The 19488-nt window shown below is 68.5% G+C and carries 15 protein-coding genes; 3 read left to right on the top strand and 12 right to left on the bottom strand.

Annotation, left to right across the window (positions count from 1 at the left end):
- Positions 1–128: 128 nt before the first annotated feature.
- The 5 genes from AAGI91_10275 to AAGI91_10255 all read right to left on the bottom strand — a co-directional run bounded on the left by AAGI91_10275 (position 129) and on the right by AAGI91_10255 (position 7594).
- Positions 129–845 carry a T9SS type A sorting domain-containing protein gene (locus AAGI91_10275; GenBank protein MEM1043003.1) on the bottom strand — a complete coding sequence of 239 codons (717 nt, stop codon included), beginning with the start codon at positions 843–845 and terminating at the stop codon, positions 129–131.
- A gap of 148 nt (positions 846–993) precedes the next feature.
- Complete coding sequence (locus AAGI91_10270; protein MEM1043002.1) at positions 994–2145, bottom strand: glycosyltransferase family protein; 1152 nt, start codon at positions 2143–2145, stop codon at positions 994–996.
- Between the two features lie 13 nt (positions 2146–2158).
- The gene (locus AAGI91_10265) at positions 2159–2971 is read right to left on the bottom strand and encodes a UDP-2,3-diacylglucosamine diphosphatase (protein ID MEM1043001.1); all 813 of its coding nucleotides are present in this window, start codon (positions 2969–2971) and stop codon (positions 2159–2161) included.
- Between the two features lie 213 nt (positions 2972–3184).
- Positions 3185–4666, bottom strand: a complete 1482-nt coding sequence (locus AAGI91_10260; protein MEM1043000.1) for a T9SS C-terminal target domain-containing protein — start codon at positions 4664–4666, stop codon at positions 3185–3187.
- Positions 4667–4726: 60 nt separating this feature from the next.
- Positions 4727–7594, bottom strand: coding sequence for a TonB-dependent receptor (locus AAGI91_10255; GenBank protein ID MEM1042999.1), 2868 nt, complete (start codon positions 7592–7594; stop codon positions 4727–4729).
- 292 nt (positions 7595–7886) lie between these two features.
- On the opposite strand from AAGI91_10255, the gene AAGI91_10250 reads away from it, so the two are divergent.
- Positions 7887–9170, top strand: a complete 1284-nt coding sequence (locus AAGI91_10250; protein MEM1042998.1) for an MFS transporter — start codon at positions 7887–7889, stop codon at positions 9168–9170.
- 84 nt (positions 9171–9254) lie between these two features.
- Here the strand turns inward: AAGI91_10250 and rho are convergent, their stop codons facing one another.
- From rho to AAGI91_10230, 4 genes are all read right to left on the bottom strand, one after another.
- Positions 9255–10706, bottom strand: a complete 1452-nt coding sequence (gene rho / locus AAGI91_10245) for a transcription termination factor Rho (protein ID MEM1042997.1) — start codon at positions 10704–10706, stop codon at positions 9255–9257.
- Positions 10707–10798: 92 nt separating this feature from the next.
- Positions 10799–12112, bottom strand: coding sequence for a Mur ligase family protein (locus AAGI91_10240; GenBank protein ID MEM1042996.1), 1314 nt, complete (start codon positions 12110–12112; stop codon positions 10799–10801).
- A 105-nt stretch (positions 12113–12217) separates the two neighbouring features.
- Positions 12218–12676: a tRNA (adenosine(37)-N6)-threonylcarbamoyltransferase complex ATPase subunit type 1 TsaE gene (tsaE, locus tag AAGI91_10235; protein ID MEM1042995.1), complete on the bottom strand. Its 459-nt coding sequence runs from the start codon at positions 12674–12676 to the stop codon at positions 12218–12220.
- Between the two features lie 87 nt (positions 12677–12763).
- Positions 12764–14338 carry a response regulator gene (locus AAGI91_10230; protein MEM1042994.1) on the bottom strand — a complete coding sequence of 525 codons (1575 nt, stop codon included), beginning with the start codon at positions 14336–14338 and terminating at the stop codon, positions 12764–12766.
- 329 nt (positions 14339–14667) lie between these two features.
- On the opposite strand from AAGI91_10230, the gene AAGI91_10225 reads away from it, so the two are divergent.
- Complete coding sequence (locus AAGI91_10225; GenBank protein ID MEM1042993.1) at positions 14668–14883, top strand: DUF2945 domain-containing protein; 216 nt, start codon at positions 14668–14670, stop codon at positions 14881–14883.
- Between the two features lie 17 nt (positions 14884–14900).
- Here AAGI91_10225 and AAGI91_10220 read toward each other — a convergent pair whose 3' ends face one another.
- Both AAGI91_10220 and AAGI91_10215 read right to left on the bottom strand, forming a co-directional pair.
- Positions 14901–15128, bottom strand: a complete 228-nt coding sequence (locus AAGI91_10220; protein ID MEM1042992.1) for a hypothetical protein — start codon at positions 15126–15128, stop codon at positions 14901–14903.
- Positions 15115–15699, bottom strand: coding sequence for an AAA family ATPase (locus tag AAGI91_10215; GenBank protein ID MEM1042991.1), 585 nt, complete (start codon positions 15697–15699; stop codon positions 15115–15117). The genes AAGI91_10220 and AAGI91_10215 overlap by 14 nt, the downstream gene beginning before the upstream one ends.
- A gap of 149 nt (positions 15700–15848) precedes the next feature.
- Here AAGI91_10215 and AAGI91_10210 point away from each other — a divergent pair, with 149 nt between their 5' ends.
- Positions 15849–18581 (top strand): S9 family peptidase, encoded by a 2733-nt coding sequence (locus tag AAGI91_10210; GenBank protein ID MEM1042990.1) that lies wholly within the window; start codon positions 15849–15851, stop codon positions 18579–18581.
- Between the two features lie 86 nt (positions 18582–18667).
- Here the strand turns inward: AAGI91_10210 and AAGI91_10205 are convergent, their stop codons facing one another.
- Positions 18668–19471, bottom strand: coding sequence for a ferritin-like domain-containing protein (locus AAGI91_10205; protein MEM1042989.1), 804 nt, complete (start codon positions 19469–19471; stop codon positions 18668–18670).
- Positions 19472–19488 lie beyond the last annotated feature (17 nt).

The raw sequence follows: 19488 nt of genomic DNA, 5'->3' as shown, positions 1-19488 counted from the left end.
GTAGGCGAGGGGCCGGAAAGATACCGCGGCCTCCGCCGAAGGCAGGGAGGAACTGCGCCGGAGAAAACGCACGCGGGGGCGACCGTGTGGCCGCCCCCGCGTGTTGAATGCTGATCCGGTTCGGCGCGTCAGCGCACGAGCGTGATCGGCCGCTCGACGACCGCGTTGCCGGCCGTCGCCCGGACGATATAGGTTCCGGCAGCGAGGCCCGAGGCCGCGTCGAAGACGAGCGTGTGCGAGAGACTCGCCGGGAGGACGCCGTCGTGCAGCGTCGCCACGCGGCGGCCGGCCACGTCGTAGACGGCGACCGTCACGTCCTGCGCCCGCTCCAGCGCGAGTTCGATCCGCGTCGTCCCATCGAAGGGGTTCGGGTAGGCCGAGCGGAGCGAGAACGCGACCGGCTGCAACTCGTCCTCGGTGTCGGAGATCGGGTTGATGATGTTCATCCGCCAGCCCATGCGAGGGTGGAACGTGCACTCGTAGTAGAGCAGGTCCGGCGCGTCCATCGGGACGACGAAAACGACTTGGTCGTTGCCGGTGGCTTCGTTGCCGGTCACGCCGTCGTTATACTGGCCCGCGCCGGCCCCGATCTCGCTCGTCGAGATGTAGAACGGGTGGAAGACCGGGACATCGTTCATCTGGAAGATGTAGGTCTCGCCTCGGGTGAGCGTCAGTTCCGCGCCTTCTACGCCGTCGACGGCGTAGACCTCAGGGAAGGCTTCGGGGTCCGGGTGGATATCCTTGTCCACGACCGTGATGTCGAACGTCGTGGCGTCCTGCGCCGTCACGCCGGGGGCGGCGAGCAGCAGCGCAAGCAGAACAAACAGGGCGTAACGTACAGGCATTGGGGGCCTCCGCGTGCTTAAGTGGACACCCAAAATAGGGCAGGATGCCGCCTCGGCTGTGAAGCCCGGGTGATATTGCCTGGGGCCGCCCGGCCCGATGCGCGGCTCGTTGGACCCGGATACTCGTTGGACCCGGATAGACGCACAGCTAGGTGGCAGCCCGCGCACGGGACCCGACCGCCACGGGCGACCAGACGGGCTGCGCCACGGTTCGCTCCCGGACCGCCGATTCGATCTCCCGCACCACCGCCGCCTCGCCCGAGCGCACCCAGGACCGGAAAGCCTGCGTCGTCTCGGCCTGTGCCGAGGCCGGGTGCCGCTCTAGGTACCGGAGGAACGCGTCGAGGTCGAAGTCCGGCTGCCAGATGCCGGCTCCGAGGCGCTGCGCGTCGAGCGCGTTCGTGCGCTGCTCCAGGTGTCCCGGCGTAGGGACCATGCAGACCGGCTTGCCGAGCCAGAGCGCCTCGCTGACCGACTCGAACCCGGCGGTGCAGACCACGCCCCGCGCCCGCGCCATCCGCTCCAGGAAGCGCGTGCCGCAGAGCGGGTGGAACCGCAGGTTTGGGTGGGGCTGCCGGGCCTCGCCGCTCCAGAAGCAGTGGACCTGCACCTCGCGGTGGCGGCGGTGCCACGCCTCCAGCCCCTCGGCCCGGTCCCGGTTGAGGAGGTAGACCAGCAGCGACCCGTCGTCGGTGTCCCCGTCCAGGTCCAGCACGGCCCGGCGGAGCAGCGGCGGCACGACGCGGAGGTGCCGCTCCGGCAGGTCCTCGGCCGGATAGAACGAGAGCGCCAGCCGCCGTGCCGCGCCGACGCTCGTCAGCCGCGTGTAGGCCCGCAGCGCGGCTCGCCCGAGGCGCTGTCCCGGCGCGAACCGGTAGGCCGGGTGCCCGAACATGTACTGGTGCCCGATGCAGACCGTCGGCACCGAGGATGAGAACGCGAGGCGGTGCAGCCCCACCATGCCCTCATAGAAGCCCACCACCACGTCGGGCTGGTAGGCCGTGATCTGGCGGTCGAGCGTCTGGAGGTGGTGCGCGTAGAGCCAGCTCTTCCGCGCCCCCTCGCGTAGCGTCCGCCCGAGCCGGACAGCTCCGTTTTCGTACGCGAACCCTGGGCTGACGAAGGTGTGGACCGGGGCCTCGATTCCTTCGCTGAAGAAGGCCGGTATCGAGCGTCCGTTGCCGCGTCCCACGAGCGCGGCGCAGACGGCGTGGCCGCGCGCCTCCAGCCCTTCGCTGAGCGCGAGCGCCTGCGTCATGTGGCCTCGGCCTTCGCCCTGGACTACGAAGAGTGCGCGCATGGAGTCGGAAGTCTCAGCTCGGGCGGGGGGTGTCGAGGACCGGAAGGCCCGTGGCGAGGCCGTCGCCGGTGAGGCCCTCAGCCTCGGGCAACGCCGGCCAGCGGACGAGCTCGAGGCGGCCGTCGTCGTGCTCGACGAGCGCCGTGCAGCTCTCCACCCAGTCGCCGCAGTTGGCGTAGAGGATGCCGCCGATGGGCCGCAGCTCGGCCTTGTGGATGTGCCCGCAGACGATGCCGTCCACGTCGCGCTCGCGCGCGCGCCGGGCGACCGCTTCCTCGAAGCCGGCGACGTACTGCACCGCTTTCTTGGTCTTGCCCTTCAGGTAGCCCGCCAGCGACCAGTACGGCCGGCCGAAGGCCCGGCGCGCGCGGTTGATGCCCGTGTTGAGCGCGAGGGTCGCTTCGTAGGCCCGCGCGCCGACGTGCGAGAGCCACGGGGCCAGCCGCACGGCCCCGTCGAACTGGTCGCCGTGAAGGACTAGGAGGATGCGGCCGTCGGCGGTGTCGTGGAAGGCGTCGCGCGTGATCTCGATCTCGCCGAAGGTGAGGCCGGTGAAGTGGTGCGCGAAGTCGTCGTGGTTGCCGGGGACGTAGACGACCTGGGTGCCCTTGCGCGCCTTGCGCAGGAGCTTCTGCACCACGTCGTTGTGGGCCTGCGGCCAGTGCCAGCCGCGCCGGAGCGCCCAGCCGTCGACGAGGTCGCCGACGAGGTAGAGCCGCTCGGAGTCGGTGTGGCGGAGGAAGTCGAGCACGGCGTCGGCCTGGCAGCCGCGCGTGCCGAGGTGGAGGTCGGAGATCCAGATGGTGCGGAAATACCGCGTCGTCATAGGCGCTGCCCCAGAGAGGTCGGGCTGAGGTTCGTCTGGGGCTATGGTAGGGCGCCACTGTGACGGCTAGATTACCGTGACAATAACGGCACATTACGAAACAGCCGCCCTAAACGAAGGACGCCGGCTCCCCTCCCACGAGGAAACCGGCGTCCGGGCTGGCCATACCGGGCGGTACAGCACAGGTGCCGCAGTCGTGCTTAACGGTCCTACCTAGTCAGCGAGATAGCCGAGGGCGTCGAGCGCCGTCCAGCCCTTGAGCCAGTTGGTCGCCCCGAAGGCTCCGACGTAGGGCACGCTCTCGAAGTCGCCCGTCGGGATCTCGGCCCCGGTGAGGGCGGGGCTCCCGGCGGCGAGCGTCGGGTTGAGGCCGCCGTCGGCCGAGCGGCTGATGCCAGCAAGCTGAGGATCGACGAGGACGTTGCCGCCAGCGACGAGGGCACCGGCGAGCGTCGCGCGGAAGGCCGGGTCCACGTCGTCGTCGCTGTCTTCGATCTTGGTGAGGTCGATGAGGCTCTCCAGGTCACCGCCAGCCCCGAAGCCGAACCAGTAGTTGTTCTGGAAAGCGAAGTCGCCCGCGTCGAAGCGGGCGCGGCTGTCCTGGGCCGCGGCGTCGGCGAGGTCCTCGATGCGGATGCCGCCGTCGGCGAAGTCGGTGAAGATCGAGTTGTGGAACTCCACCGCTGCGTTGTCCCGGACTTCGAGGACGCGGTCGTTGTCGTCGTTGCCCGAGGCCGCGCCGGAGCCGATGTAGGTCGCGTTCGAGACCCGGACCGTCGAGAACGGCGTGGCGTCCTCGCCGCCGAGGTCGGCATCGCCGCCGTCGTGCTCGCCGGCACGGTTGCCGGTCGTCGCCGACTGGACGGCAAACCAGAACTGGTTGTCGCCGACGTAACCCTGATCGGTGTCGAACGAGTCGTCGCCGACGAAGGCGACGGCGAGGTACTTCGTGTTGACCGTGCCGCCGAAGAACTCGACGCCGTCGTCGGCATTGCCGAAGACCTCGACGAACTCGACCGTCGTACCCGAGCCGACGCCGCCGAGGGTGAGGCCGTTGATCTCGTTGCCCGCGCCGATGTCGGTGCCGCCGTAGCGGATCGATGCGTAGCGAAGCGTGCCGGAGTTGTCGGCTGCGCTGCTGCCGCCGTAGCTGCCGCGCGCTTCGGTCGTCGGAATACCCTCGATCGACACGACAGCGGGCGTCGTGTTCGTCGGTGCGTTGCCGAGGAGGATGACGCCGCCCCAGAGGCCGCTCGTGCCAGCCGGGATGTCGTTCGGGTTGGTCACGTCGTCACCGGCACTCGTGAAGATGATCGGGTTGGTGGCCGTGCCGCTGGCCTCGATCCGCCCGCCCTGGGCGACGATGAGTGCCGAGGCGTCCTCGCCCGCGCCCGGCAAGCCGCGCACGACTGTGCCTGCCTCAACCGTGAGCGTCTGGCCGCTGTTGACGAAGACGAACCCGCTGAGGTAGTACGTGGTGTCGGCCGAGAGCGTGCGGGAGCCCGTGCCCTCACCGCGGTCGGTGATGCGGACGCCGTCGCCCGCGGGGCCAGAGAAGGCTTCGTAGAGCGTGAAGGTCTCCTCGGGCGGGTCCTCGTCGCCGTCGCTGTCGCAGCCGACGCCGGTGAAGGCGAGGAGCGCGAGGGCGGTGAGGGCCGTGAGGCGTTTCAGGCGTGTGGTCATGGTGTGGGTCATGATGAAGGGTCGATGGGAGGCATCCGCCGCACCCACCTGGGGCCGGCACACCGGACGCGGTTAGAGGCTGTAGCTCACGCCGAGCGAGAACGCCCGGCCCTGGCTGTAGCCCCGGTTGACGAAGTCGCGGCCCCGGAACGTCTGCACGATCTCGTAGCGCGCGTCGAGGAGGTTCTTGGCCGAGAGCTTGACGGTGAAGCCGCGCCCCACCTCCTGCGAGGCGACCACGTCGAGCACGCTGCGCGGCTGCTCGAAGTAGTTCGGGGCCCCGCCCCGAGCGACGGCGTAGAGCCGCTCGCCGAAGACGTTGAAGAAGAGGCTGATGGCCGTGCCGCGCTCGAGGTTCTCGTACCCGAAGTCGAGGTTGACCACGTAGGGCGACTGGCCCTGGAGCGAGCGCGTGTCGTCGGCCTCGGGGTTGCTGGCGCGGATCTGGGCCAGCTCTGCGGCGTCGATGTCGACGACCGACTGGACGAGCGTGAGGTTGGCCCCGGCCTGGAAGTGACGGAGGGCGCGGCCGGCGAAGCCCAGCCCCGTCCGGGCTTCCATCTCCAGCCCGTAGACCTGCGCCGATTCGAGGTTGTTGAACTCGACCTCGAGGTTGGTCGCGGCCGACCGGATGACGCGCTCGATGGGGCCGTCGAACTGCTTGAAGAACCCGCTCACGGCGACGATCTGGCCGGGCTGGAAGAACCACTCCCAGCGCAGGTCGACGTTGTCGACGAGCGAGCGCTCGAGGTCCGTGTTGCCGACGTAGATCAGGTTCTCGACGAAGTCGTAGGTGGTGTAGGGCGCGAACTCGCGGAACGTCGGACGGGCGAGCGTTCGGCCGTAGGCGGCACGGACGTTCATCCGGTCCGAGAGCGCGTAGACGCTGCTCAGCGACGGCAGCACGTCGACCTCGCTGATCGTGCCCCGGTCTCGCTGGGCCGCGAGGTTCTCGACCTCAATGTCGGTCGTCTCAACGCGCGCGCCGGCGATGAGGCGGAGCCGGTCCGTGACCGCGGCGTCGACCATCCCGTACCCGGCCGCGACCGTCTGGCGGCCGTCGTAGTTGTTGCGCGGCGTCGAGAGGTCCACGAGGTAGTTCCCGAAGACCGGCCGGCCGTCGTCGTCCTGCCCGATGATGCCGACGTTCTGGTCGCCGAAGAAGGCGTCCTCGTCGCCGGAATAGACGAGCTGGTTGACGTTGCGCTGGTATTCGTAGCGGCGCTCACGGAACGTGCGGCCCTTCGCCAGGAACGAGCCGCCGGTCTTGACCCGGACCGCGCGGCCGAAGAGCCGGACAGGTACGGTCACGTCGAGGTTGGCGGTTGCGCTGTTCTCTTCGAGGTCGCGGAAGTAGCGCGTCGGCTCGGGGTAGAGGTTGGCGGCGATCGTGAACGACGTGTCGGCCGCGCCCGGCGTGAAGTGGTTGGAGAAGAAGCGGAGGTCCGGCTCGTCCTGCGCCGAGCGGGCGAGCGAGGCGTTCCACTCGGCCTGCACGCCGCGGTCCGAGAAGGCGTGCTCGCCGCGAAGCTGCGCGGAGGCCAGCGTCCGCTCAATCGTTTCGAGGGCACGCGTCTCGAAGACCTGGTCCGCCGAGAGGTCGCGCGGGAAGGCCCCGGTGCGGAGGCGGGCGCTCTGCGACGCGCTGCGGTTGTAGAGCACGTTCAGCCCGAGTTCGTGGCGCTGCGCCGGGCGGTACGAGAGGTTCGCCAGCCCGCCCCAGAGGACCTCCTCGCTGCCGGCCTGATCGGTCAGGCGGAGGTCCGAGGTGAGTTCGGTCACGCCGTCGCCGCTGCCGGGCAGCGAGAACTGCCCGAAGCGCCCGTCGTCGTAGGCCGAGGTGCTGCGGCTCCAGTTGGCCGAGGCGATGAAGCCCAGTGGACGGCCGGCCAGTTCGGTTCGGTTGCCGAGCGAGAAGCTGTAGCTCTGCGCGACGGGGGCGGCGCTGACGGCCGGGGCCATCGACGCGTTGAAGGACCGGGAGAGGCGGTCCAGCTCCTGCGCCTCAGCCGCGTTGCCGAACGTCTCGCCGATCGTCGGCACGTCGCCGTTTTCGAGCGCCGCCGGGAGGTCGTTGTCCGAGGTGCCGAGCACGCCGAGGCCGTCGGGCACGGCCAGGATGTCGCTGCCCGGCGCGGCGTTCGTGTTGACCGACATCGACGAGGAGAACCCGAGCGTAAGCTGGTCGGGGAACGACTTCGTGGCAATGTTGACCGAGCCGCCGGTGAAGTCGCCGGGCTTGTCGGGCGTGAAGGTCTTCGAGGTGACAATGTTGTCGAGCAGCCCGCCGGGGAAGAGGTCGAGTGGGACGGCGTTGCGGTCCGGGTCCGAGCTCGGGAGCGTGGCCCCGTTGAGTTGGGTGTTCATGTAGCGGTCGCCGAGGCCGCGGACGTAGATGTAGCGCCCGTCCTGAACGCTCGCGCCCGTCACCTTCTCCATCGCGTCGGCGGCGTTCGAGGAGCCGCTGCGGGAGATGGTCTCGGCGGAGACGGCGTCGCTCAGCCCGGCCGCCTTCTGGCGGTCCCGGAGCAGCGTCGCCTCGTTGTTGCGCAGCGCCCGCGCCTCGACCACGACCTCACCTTCGAGTTCGAGTGTCTCTTCGGTGAGCGCGACGTCGACGGTCGTAGTGCCCTCGGTCACGGCGACGCCCGTGACGCGCTGCGTGTTGTAGCCGAGGTAGGAGACGACGAGGGTGTAGGTCCCGGCCGGGACGCCGGCGATCCGGTAATCACCGTCGAGGCCGGTAGCGGCCCCGGTGCCGAGTTCCTCGACGAGCACGTTGACGCCGATGAGCGTCTCGCCGAGGTCCTGGTCTACGACGACCCCGGCAATTGTACCGGTCTGACCGAACACGGCCGGCGTGGCGAGGAGGAGCGTCAGCGCGACGGCGGCTGACAGGAGAATGTGCGCACGGCGCACGACAAGCATGGGAGTAAGCATGGGGTTCGCTCCAGGTTGTGGGAGGAGAGCTGTCTATGGGAGGCGAGTGGAAGCCCCACTTCCACTCAGAACTCGCAACTTAGAGCGCTCACATTACCCCGCTGTTAGGGGCGTGTTACCGTAGTGTTACCCGGCCGCGGAGACGGCGTGAAGGGGCGGAAGCGGGAAAGAGCGGAAGCGGGGAGGGTTGACTCGGCGGCGCATCCTGAGCTCTTCCGCTCCTCCATCCCTGAGCCCTGCAACTTTTCCCCGACCCCGGCTTATCCGGGTCTTCGTTCCAACAGGTTTCTACGTGGCCCGCGCTACGCCCCGCACCTACGGCATCCTCTTCTCGCTCTGGCTGATGGTCTTCACGGCCGCGAGCCAGACCATCATCATCACCCCGATCCTCCCCATCATCGGGGACGCCCTCTCGATCCCGGAGTCGCTGCGCGGGACGCTCGTGACGGTCTACTCGTTCACGCTCGCCGTCGCGGCGGTCGTGATGGGGCCGATCTCGGACCGGGTCGGGCGGCGGCGGGTGCTGCTGCTCGGGTCGGGGGCGCTGGCGGCGATGCTGGCGCTGCACGGCCTCGTGCAGAGCTACACCGGCATGCTCCTCGTCCGGGCCCTCGCCGGGGCCGCCGGGGGGATGCTCAGCGGCGCGGCCGTGTCCTACGTCGGCGACTACTTCCCGTACGAGCGGCGCGGCTGGGCGACGGGCTGGGTGATGAGCGGGGTCGCCTTCGGGCTCGTGATCGGGATTCCGCTGGGGCGCGTGCTGGCGGCGGCGGCCGGCTTCCGGCTCCCGTTTCTCGCCTTCGCCGCGCTGATGGCGGTGGCGTTCGTGCTGATCTGGCAGGTGGTGCCGCAGCCGGACGTGGAGCTGGACGCGGGCAAGGTGACGGTCCTGGGCACGCTCCGGCGCTACCGCGACCTTCTCGGCGCGGCCTCGGTCCGGGCCGCGGCAGCGACCTACTTCCTGATGTACCTCAGCCTGAGCCTGCTCGTGGTCTACCTCCCGCAGTGGCTCACGGCAAACTTCTCGCTCGACGTCACGCTCTTCGGCAAGCCGTTCGCCGTCGGCAGCGTGCCCATCGACTTCATCGCGACGCTCTTCCTCGTCGGGGGCACGGTGAGCGTGCTCGTCGGTCCGTGGGCCGGGACGCTCTCGGACCGGATCGGGCGGAAGCCGCTGATCCTGGCGTCGTGCCTCGGCCTGTCGGTGGTGATCGCGGCGCTGACCTACGCCGTGGAGGACCGGTGGGTGGCCTACCCGTTCTACGTCGCCATCATGGGGCTCTTCTCGATGCGGATGTCGCCGCTGCAGGCGCTCCTGACGGCGCTCGTGCCGGACAAGCTGCGCGGCACGCTCCTCTCGCTGACGATCGCCATCGGGCAGATCGGGACCGGCCTCGGCGCGAGCCTAGCGGGCGCGACCTACGCCGGGATGGGCTACCGCTCGACGACCTTGCTCTCGGCCGTCGTGATCCTGCTCATGGCCGCGCTCGTGTGGCGCTTTCTCCCCGAGCCGGGCACGCCGGACGCCGAGGAAGCGCAGGCCGCCGTCGCCGCCGAAGTGGCGGAGGTTGGGTAGGCACGGAAGAGCGGACGAGCGGAAGCGTCTAGGATTTAGCGTCGCGCTCGTCTTTCCCGCTTCCGCTCTTCCCGTCCTCCGCTCCTAACTGTTCATCCCTTCCAGGAAGGCCGTGTTGCTCTCGGTGCCGCGCATCCGGTCGAGGAGGAAGGGCATGGCCTCGACGGGGTCCATGTCGGCCAGGAAGCGGCGGAGGATGTGGATGCGCTGGAGCCGCTCCTCGGGGACGAGCAGTTCCTCGCGGCGCGTCCCGCTCGCCAGCAGGTCGATCGCTGGGTAGATGCGGCGGTTGGCGAGGTCGCGGCTGAGCACCATCTCCATGTTGCCGGTGCCCTTGAACTCCTCGAAGATCACGTCGTCCATCTTGGAGCCGGTGTTGACGAGCGCCGTGCCGATGATCGTCAGCGAGCCGCCCTCCTCGACGGCGCGGGCGCTGCCGAAGAAGCGCTTCGGCCCGCGCAGCGCGCCGGCTTCGAGGCCGCCCGACATGGTCCGGCTCTGCCCGGCGAAGATGGCGTTGTGCGCCCGCGCGAGGCGCGTGATCGAGTCGAGGAGCACGACCACGTCCTGCCCGCCCTCGACGTAGCGCTTGGCTTTGGCGAGCACGACCTCGGCCACCTCGACGTGCCGCGCCGGCTCCTCGTCGAAGGTCGAGGCGATGACCTCGCCCTCGACGTTGCGCTCGAAGTCGGTGACCTCCTCGGGCCGCTCGTCGACGAGCAGGATGAGGAGGTGGACGTCGGGGTAGTTGGTCGTGACGGCGTTGGCGATCTTCTGGAGCAGCATCGTCTTGCCCGTCTTGGGCTGCGCCACGATCAGCCCGCGCTGCCCCTTGCCGATGGGGCAGAAGAGGTCCATCACCCGCGTCGACGCCTCGTCGGGCTCGGTCTCCAGGCTCAGCGCCTCCTGGGCGAAGAGCGGCGTCAGGTGGTCGAAGTCGACGCGCTCGCCCATGCCCTCGGGCGTGCTGCCGTTGATCGAGTTGACGCGGATGAGCGCGAAGAAGCGCTGCCCCTCCTTCGGCGGCCGGATCTCGCCGTCGACGGTGTCGCCCTTCTGGAGGTTGAAGCGCTTGATCTGGCTCGGCGAGACGTAGATGTCGTCGGCCGAGGGGAGGTAGTTGAACTCCGCCGAGCGGAGGAAGCCGTAGCCGTCCGGCAGGATCTCGAGCACGCCCACCTTGCGGATCATCCCGATGAGCGACGTCATCGACGGGTCGAACGACCGCATGTAGTCCGGGTAGTCGTCGGAGAGCGGCTGCCGGGGGCGAGCGTGCCGGCCGCGCCGCTCGGTCCGCCGGGGGCGCTGCTCGCGCTCGGCCGGGCGGGCGGGCGCTTCCTTCCGCACCAGAGGCTCGACGGACTCCGTGACGCTCGGCCTGGGCTCCGGGCGCTCCGCATGGCGCCGGGCGTGGGCCTCCAGAATCTGGTAGATCAGGTCCTCGCGGCGCAGGTGCGAGTACTCCTGAACGCGGAGGTCCCGTGCGATGCGCTGCAGCTCAGCGAGCTTTTTGTCCTGGAGAGAGGCGATAGTCATAAGGAAGGGGCTGGCCTCCGCGAGCGGATGCCTGGAAGAGGAGAGACGGGAGATGGTGCGTCGCCCGTGCTGCGGTGCGTCGCGTGGTTATGTCACGTCGCTGAGGAGCCGCGGGTCAGAACGTGAGCGCGTGCTACGGTGAGATGGGATCCAGTGATAAGCAGTCCGTCGGCAGTCCCCGCGCGGCGGCGGAACCAGTCGATGCCCTCCGGCACGCCTGCCGTGTCTACGACGCGCAGGCCGCGCGCGCGGAAGATCGCTGCCAGCGTGTCCGCAGACGCGGCGCGAGGCACGGACAACCCGACGGGCAGCACGACGGTCTCGTAGCGGGCGAGCACCTCGGCCAGCGCGTCGAGGCTCTTGTCTTGCATCGCACCGAAAAGTACGTGGAGCACCCCCGCTGAGGAAAGTTTGGCTCGTGTGACCGCGAGTGCAGCCGCGAGCCCGTCCGCGTTGTGCGCTACGTCGGCTAGGATGAGAGGGGACGATTGGTAGGTTTCACAACGGCCGCCGAGGCCACTAAGTTTCCTGACATCCGCGAGGCCATTTTGCACATGGTCTAGGTTATGTGTTACTTCTGGAAGAGCCGTCTCCGCGGCCCGCACGGCGAGCGCGGCGTTCCACGCCTGATGCTGCCCGGCCAGCCCGGTGCGCAGCCCGGCGTACGTCCGCACCGGCGTCCCGATGTTGAGCACGAGCCCGTCGGCAGCGTCGTCCGCGATGTCCACTGTCACCTCGTCGCGGACGTTCACGAACTGCCCGCCCCGCGCCTCCGTCGTCTCGCGCAGCGCCGCGACCACGCTCTCGCCTTCGGCGGCGCTGAGAAGCGGCGTGCCCGGCTTGGCGATGCCGGCCTTCTCGCGGGCGATGGCTTCGCGCGTGTCCCCGAGCAGGTCGGTGTGGTCGAGCCCGATGTGGGTGACGAGTGCCGCCTCGGGCCGGAGGACGTTCGTCGCGTCGAGCCGACCTCCGAGGCCGACCTCGACGACCGCGAGGTCCACCGCCTCCTCGGCGAAGTAGAGAAAGCTGAGCGCGACGGTCGCCTCGAAAAAGCTCGGCGCAACAGCGTCGAACGTCGGGCGGAAGCGCGTGACGGCGTCGGCGACCCATTCGTGCGGCGCGGGGACGCCGCCGAGCCGCATCCGCTCCGTGAGTTCGGACAGGTGCGGCGAGGTGTGGAGCCCCACGCGCAGCCCGGCCGCCGTCCCGATGGCCGCGACCATCGACGCCGTCGAGCCCTTGCCGTTGGTACCCGCGACGTGGACGCTGCGGAAGCGCTCGTGAGGACGCCCCATCGCGCCCAGCAGCGCCTCGATCCGCTCCAGCCCCGGCTCGTAGGCCAGCACCCCCTGGTCCGCGAAGCGCGGCAGAGCTAGGAGCGTTGCTTCGGCGTCAGCGTAGGTCATGTCAGTTACGAAGTACGAATGACGAGCTACGAATGGGTTCTGGAGCTGAGAACTCGTCGTTCGTCACTCGTCGTTCGTCACTCGTCGTTCGTCACTCGTCGTTCGTCACTCGTCGTTCGTCACTCGCTCCACCCGCCGCCGGTCGCCCGCGCGGTGCGTCAGCCGGAGCACGACGGCGTCCTCGGGAATGAGGCCCGCCACGCGCTCGGGCCACTCGACGAGGCAGACGCCGTCGCCGAAGAAGTAGGTCTCGTAGCCCAGCTCGAAGAACTCCTCCGGGCGCTCGATCCGGTAGGCGTCGAGGTGGTAGACCGGCACGGCGTCACCACGCACGGTCCCCGCATACTCGTTGGCGATCGTGAACGTCGGCGACGTGACGCTTTCGAGCGGCACGCCCAGCCCTGAGCAGAGGCCCTTGGCGAGGTGCGTCTTGCCTGCGCCGAGGTCGCCCGCGAGCGCAAGCACGTCGCCCGGCCGGAGGCGCTCGGCCAAGCGGCGGCCGAGGGCGACGGTCTCTTCCGGCGAGGCCGTCTCGGCAGGCAGCAAGTCGGCGAAGTCAGGCATAGTCCGTACCCCCTGTCGTCATCCCTCCTTCCGTTCTCTCCATTCCCCCCACGCCTGGACAACCCGCGTGCGAAGCACTCCCCACGCTCACCGAGGCCGCATCGTCACGACCGGGAGGACCACCTCTTCGAGCGAGACGCCGCCGTGCTGGAACGTGTCGTTGTAGCGGTTGAGGTAGCGGTGGTAGTTCGTCGGGTAGACGAAGTAGTAATCCTCCTTCGCAAAGATGTAGTTCTCGTTCAGCCCCGTGCGCGGCAGGCCGTAGGTCTCGGGCTCCTTGACAAAGATGGCGTGGCGCTCGTCGCACTTGAGGTTGCGCCCGTGCTTGTAGCGGAGGCTGGTCGAGGTCTCGCGGTCGCCGATGACCTTCGTGGCGTGGAGGCTGCGGATCGCGCCGTGGTCGGTCGAGATGACAACGGTCACGTCCTGCCGGGCGAGATCTTCGAAGGCGCGGAAGAGCCACGAGTGCTCGAACCAGGTCCGCGTGAGCGCCCGGTACGCTCGCTCGTCCGGGGCGATCTCCTTGAGCACGTTCGAGTCCGACCGGCTGTGGGCGAGGATGTCGACGAAGTTGACGACGACGGCTGCGAGGTCGTGCTGGGCGAGGTCCGAGACGCGGTCAGCGAGGGCGACGCCGTCGTCGGTCGAGATGATCTTCTCGTAGCGGTAGCGGGTGTCGCGCTTGTGCTTGCGCCTGAGGAGCTCGCCGAGGAGCTCGGACTCGAACTGGTTGAGCGAGTGCTCGTCGCCGTTGTCGTGCTGCCAGAACTGCGGGTAGCGCGCGGCGATGTCGATCGGCAGGAGGCCGCTGAAGATGGCGTTGCGCGCGTACGGCGTCGCGGTCGGGAGCAGCCCGTAGTGCCAGTCCTTCTCGATGTCGAACAGCGGGTAGAGCAGGCGCTCGAACTCCAGCCACTGGTCGAAGCGCATGCAGTCGATCAGGAAGAAGAGGACCGGCCGGCTCGTCCCCGAGCCTCCGCCGTCGAGGTGGGGGAGCACCCAGCGGGGCAGGACCTCGTGGCTGAGCGCGGGCCGGTCGGCGGTCTCGCCCGCCTGCGCCTCCTCGATCCAGGCCGGGTAGTGGCGCTCGACGAAGCGCCCGAAGGCGCGGTTGGCGTCGCGGGCCTGGTCGTCCAGGATCTGGCGCGCGCCGTCGTCGGCGTCGAGTTCGAGGCCGTAGCGGACGAGGTCGGCGTAGACCTCGGCCCAGCCCTCGTGGTCCAGCCCCCTGCTTATGTCGGCCGCGATCTGGCCGAACGACTGGAGATAGTTCTGCGAGACGGTCTCATCGCGGAGGCGCGAGCCTTCGAGGAGGCGCTTGCAGGTGAGCAGGATCTGCTTCGGGTTGACCGGCTTGATGAGGTAGTCCGCGATCTGCCGCCCAATCGCGTCCTCCATCAGGTGCTCTTCCTCGCTCTTCGTGATCATCACGACCGGCGTCTCGGGAGCCATCCCCTTCAGCTCGCCGAGCGTCTCGATCCCGCCCATGCCCGGCATCTGCTCGTCGAGGAAGACCACGTCGAAGCGCGCGCCGCGCATCTTGTCGACGGCGTCGGCCCCGTTCGTGACACTCGTCACGTCGAACCCTTTGGCTTCGAGGAAGAGGATGTGCGGGCGGAGGAGGTCGATCTCGTCGTCGGCCCAGAGGATGCGTCGGGACATGCAGGTGCGGGGTCTTAGAGACTGTTGAGATTTCGAAGGTGAAGGCGAGCGCGAGCGAAAACCGAACCCGTCGAGGCGCGAGAGGAGCCCGATGCAGGGCACCGGGTGACGAGCGCAACGACGACGGGGCGGTTTGCAGCCGTGCGTAGCCCGCGAGCGTGAATCCTCGACAGTCTCTTGAGGAGCGGACAGTCAGACGCACGAACGGGCGGCGCGGTTGCGAGATTGCCTAACCGCTCCGCACCGCGAAACCGGAACCGCACCCCGGGGTCGCCCGGTACGGGCTACTCCTCATCTCGCACACATCTCTCACCGAGCACCTCTCTTCGATGCCGACATACAACCAGGGCGACAACGTCCAGTGGAACTGGGGCGACGGCACGGCCACCGGTACCGTCCAGGAATCCTTCACCGAGCACGTCACGCGGACCATCAAAGGCAACGAGGTCACGCGCGACGCCGACGAGGACAACCCAGCCTACCTCATCGAGCAGGACGACGGCGACCGCGTGCTGAAGTCCGAGAGCGAGCTGCAGAAAGCGTAGCCCGGCACGCCGCAAAATCAGGAGGGCCTGTCGGTCGAGTTCGGTGTGTGCGGCTCGGCTGTCAGGTCCTCCGTCGTGAGGGAGCCGTCGGGGCGTTCGTAGTGGAGGACGCCGCCGATGGAGTAAACGTTGGGCACCCCGAGGCGGCGGCTTTCCTCCTGCGCCCGCCGCACCGCCCGGTTGCCGATGCGCTCAAACTCGACAAACTGTTCGAGTGTGGCTTTGTCGAGATCAGGAGCCTGCATAGTCGTCCAGGTCGCTCAGAAAGAGTTGAAACAGGGTGTCGTTGCTGACGCTGTAGCCGTTGCTGTCACCGGTGGCAACGCCCTCGACTCCTTCCGTAGCGTTGAAGTAGAGTTGCCATCGATTTGCTTTGAATCGGTAGACGTTCCAGAAGTTGCGCTTGCTGCGGTAGTAGCGGCGGACGACATCGGCCTCGGGGACGTGGTGCCCGCCTTTCGCGACGCGCTCGCGGACGCGCGCTAGGCAGGTCTCCGGCCTGTCGAGGAAGAGGAAGACGAGCGTTGTGTCATAGCGAGGCTGCATCCGGTCCAGCAGACGCTCGAACCCTAGCCCGGCCAGCGTGGTCTCGACCGCGAACGACTCCTCCGCCTCGATGTAGGTGCCAAGACGACGCAGGAAGACTTTCCCCGCTTCGACGCGCGCCCGGGCAGGATCGTCAGGCGCGAGGTCTGCGGCGACAGCGTCGGCGCTGAGGAACGGCAGCGGGTCGGCGCGCAGGTACTCCAACGCAAAGGTCGTCTTCCCGGCCCCGTTCGGCCCGGCGACGATGATGGTTCGCGGATCTCCAGACATTGAGCGTTGAGGCTTACCGGGACCGGTGCAAGTTACAGCTCCCTCCTTCGCACACGGTCCTGAACTCGTCCGACGCAACCGGAGCGGGCAAGCAGCCGTAAGGCACGGCCTATCTTGCTTCGTTTCTGACCGCCAACCCCCGTCCTGCCATGCACACGGTGCTCCGTGCGGCGCTCCTCGCCGCCTTCCTCCTCCCCGTCCTCCCGGCCACCGCCCAGCTTCCGCCCCTCATCGACCGCGACGTGTTCTTCGGCGACCCCGAGATCGCCGGTGGCACACTCTCGCCGGACGGCTCGATGATCGCCTTCCGGAAGCCCTACGAGACCGCCGACGGCGGCGAGGTGATGAACGTCTGGGTCAAAGGCCTCGACGAGCCGTTCGACGCGGCCCGGCCGCTGACGGCCGACGACCGCCCGGTCGCCGGCTTCTTCTTTAGCCAGGACAGCCAGCGCCTCCTCTATGTCCAGGACAAGGGCGGCGACGAGGATTTCCACGTCTACGCCGTAGACCTCAGCGCTGCGCCGGAGGCGAAGACCGGCGTCCCGCCCGCGCGCAACCTCACGGACCTTGACGGCGTCCGCGCGCTCATTCTCGACGTGCCCGAGAGCGACCCCACCTCGATGCTGGTCGGCCTCAACGACCGCGACCCGGCGTGGCACGACGTCTACCGCGTTGACATCGAGACGGGCGAGCGGACGCTGCTGATCGAGAACACCGAGCAGATCGCAGGCTGGGCCACGGACCTCGACGGCGACGTTCGCCTCGCCATTCGCTCGGACCCGGCCACGGGCACGAGCGAGGTCCGGCCCGTCGCCGCCGACGGCACGATTGGCGAGACGATCTACGCCTGCACCGTGGCCGAGTCCTGCCGCCCGCTCCGCTTCCACCCGGACGGCGACAAGGTCTACATGATCACCAACCAGGGCGACCGCGACCTCACCGAGCTCGTCCTGTTCGACCTGGAGACGCAGGAGGAGACGCTCGTCGAGCGCGACCCCGAGGGCCAGGCTGACATGGCGGGCGCGCAGTTCTCGGACGTCACCGATGAGCTGCTGATGACCTACTACAACGGCGACCGCGTCCGGCTCTACCCGCAGACCGACGTCGTCGAGGCCGACCTCGCCTTCCTCCGCGAGACGCTGCCTGACGGCGAGATCTATCCCGGCTCCGCCGACCGCAGCGAGCGCTACATGGTGGTCACGCTCACGCGCGACGTGGACCCCGGCTCGCGCTACCTCTTCGACCGCGAGGCGCGGACTGTTGAGAAGCTCTACACGTCGCGGCCCGAACTGCCGGTCGAGCACATGGCCCCGATGCAGGTCGTCCGCTACGAGGCCCGCGACGGGATGCAGATCCCGGCCTACCTCACGCTGCCTCAGGGCGTCGCGCCGACGAACCTGCCCGTCGTCCTGCTGCCGCACGGCGGGCCGTGGGCGCGCGACTCCTACGGCTACGACTCCTTCGCGCAGTTCCTCGCCAACCGCGGCTACGCGGTCCTCCAGCCCAACTTCCGCGGCTCCACGGGCTACGGCAAGGCGTTCCTGAACGCGGGCAACAAGGAGTGGGGCACCGGCGCGATGCAGCACGACCTCACCGACGGCGTGCAGCACCTCGTCGACGAGGGCATCGCCGACCCCGAGCGCGTCGCCATCATGGGCGGCTCCTACGGCGGCTTCGCCACGCTCGCCGGCGTCGCCTTCACGCCCGACCTCTACGCTGCCGGCGTCTCGATCGTCGGCCCGAGCAACATCATCACGCTTCTGGAGTCGATCCCGCCCTACTGGGAGGCCGGCCGCAAGATGTTCGCCGAGCGCGTCGGGGACATGAACGACCCCGCGGAGCGCGCCATGCTGGAGGCGCAGTCGCCGCTGAACAGCGCCGAGCGGATCACCTCGCCGCTGCTGGTCGTCCAGGGGGCCAACGACCCGCGCGTGAAGCAGCGCGAGAGCGACCAGATCGTCGTCGCCCTCCGCGACCGCGGCTTCCCGGTCGAGTACATGGTCGCGCCGGACGAGGGCCACGGCTTCCGCGGCCGCGAGAACCGCACGGCCATGATGGCGAAGATCGAGGGCTTCCTCGCCGAGCACGTCGGCGGCCGCCATCAGGACGACATGCCTGACGACATCAGCGACCGGCTAGGCGCGATCATGGTAGACCCCGCCACGGTCGTCGTGACCGACCCGGTGGGGTCGAGTGACATGACCGACCTGCCGTTCGACGGCAACGCTGTCGAGGTCACCACGATGCGCTACGACATCGCGATGAGCGTGCAGGGCCAGGAGATCACCCTCGAAGACCCGACCCGGACTGTGGCGGCTGTTGAGCACGACGGGAAGCCGGCCCTCGCCATCGTGGACCGCGCCACGCTCCCGCCGATGATGGGTAGCGTGACGGTGTTGGACTCGTTCGTCGTCGCGCAGGCCGACCTCACCCCGCTCTTCCGGAAGATGCAGCAGGGGCCAGGCGTGATCGAGATCACCTACGACGAGGACGAGGTCCAGGGCCAGATGTCGCAGGGCGGCCAGTCGATGCCGTTCACGGCGGCACTCGACCTGCCGATCGTCGCGGGCGGCCATGTGCTCGAAGTGGGCCTGAGTACGCTCCCGCTCGCGGAGGGCTACGCCGCCTCGTTCGCCGCCTACAACCCGGTTCCCGGCCAGCAGGGCGTCTCGACCTATACCCTCGCGGTCACCGGCACGGAGGAGGTCACGGTCCCTGCTGGGACGTACCAGGCGTGGGTCGTCGAGGTGGACAAGGCGGACTCGAACGAGGATTCGACGCTCTTCCTCGACCAGGAGACGGGGATGCTGGTCAAGTCTATGTCGACGCTGCCTGCGCAGATGGGCGGCGGCACGATGACCTCCGAACTGACCGGGATGTAGGTGTCCCTCCGGCCTAGAGCACGCAAAAGCGCCCGGCTTCCGCAGTGGAAGCCGGGCGCTTTGCCCAGGTGCGATGCTCGGCAATCCTACGCGAAGAACGGATCGGCGATACCCGTTCCATCCTCGTTGGTCACGTCCTCCATCGAGAGGGGCTCGTCGAACGCCTCGGTGATCTGCTCGACCGTGTACAGCGTGCCGACGCCGGGAAGGCTCGTAGAGAGATCGACGTTGCCCTGGATAACGTTCTCTTCGCCGGCATAGATAGCTGGCACTGCAGCACCGGGTTGGTTGTTCGGTATCCACCCCTGGTTGCCCCGAAGGCGACGTACTGCTGCTGCTTGGCGAGCCATGACGGAGTGGATCTGGAGCGCTGCCGTCAGGATAGCCGCTGTCTCGATGCGCGCGGCTTGCCCCTTGTAGGCTCGCTGCCCCAAGTCTTCGAACGACTGCGACAGCGTCAGGAACGTGTCGTAGTCGTCCAGGTCGTACGTGCCGCCGGCGGTGAAGTCGAAATCGTTAGCCTCGAACACGACCGGTGTGCGTTCTAGGTCTGTGATCACCTCAGAGAGAAACTCTACCTGAGCATTCTCATTGGCGCTGATCTCCTCGAAAAGAGGCCGGTCACTGTCCGGAATACCGAGCGCGCTGTTTTTGAGGGCTGCTTCGTAAAAGAAGCGCTTGAGATACCCGAGCGTGAGGGCATAGTTGAGGATTTCGGCATCCCCGTCGGGGCCGGAGCTCCTCGCCACCGCAGACTTTGACGAGGCGAAGAGCGGGAGCGCGGCGAGCGCGGCGTTGGCCCCGAGGCGGCCCGCCTTGCGGATGGCGTCGCGCCGGGAGGAGGTCGCGTTGTCGAACGCGTCGAGGGTTTTCAGGAAGTCGTGAGTCATAGCGTCGTGTGGTGCTA

It is taken from the genome of Bacteroidota bacterium (assembly GCA_038746285.1).
Taxonomy (GTDB): domain Bacteria; phylum Bacteroidota; class Rhodothermia; order Rhodothermales; family JANQRZ01; genus JANQRZ01.
The sequence above is the reverse complement of the archived record's forward strand: the minus strand, read 5'-3'. Positions and strand labels throughout refer to the sequence as shown.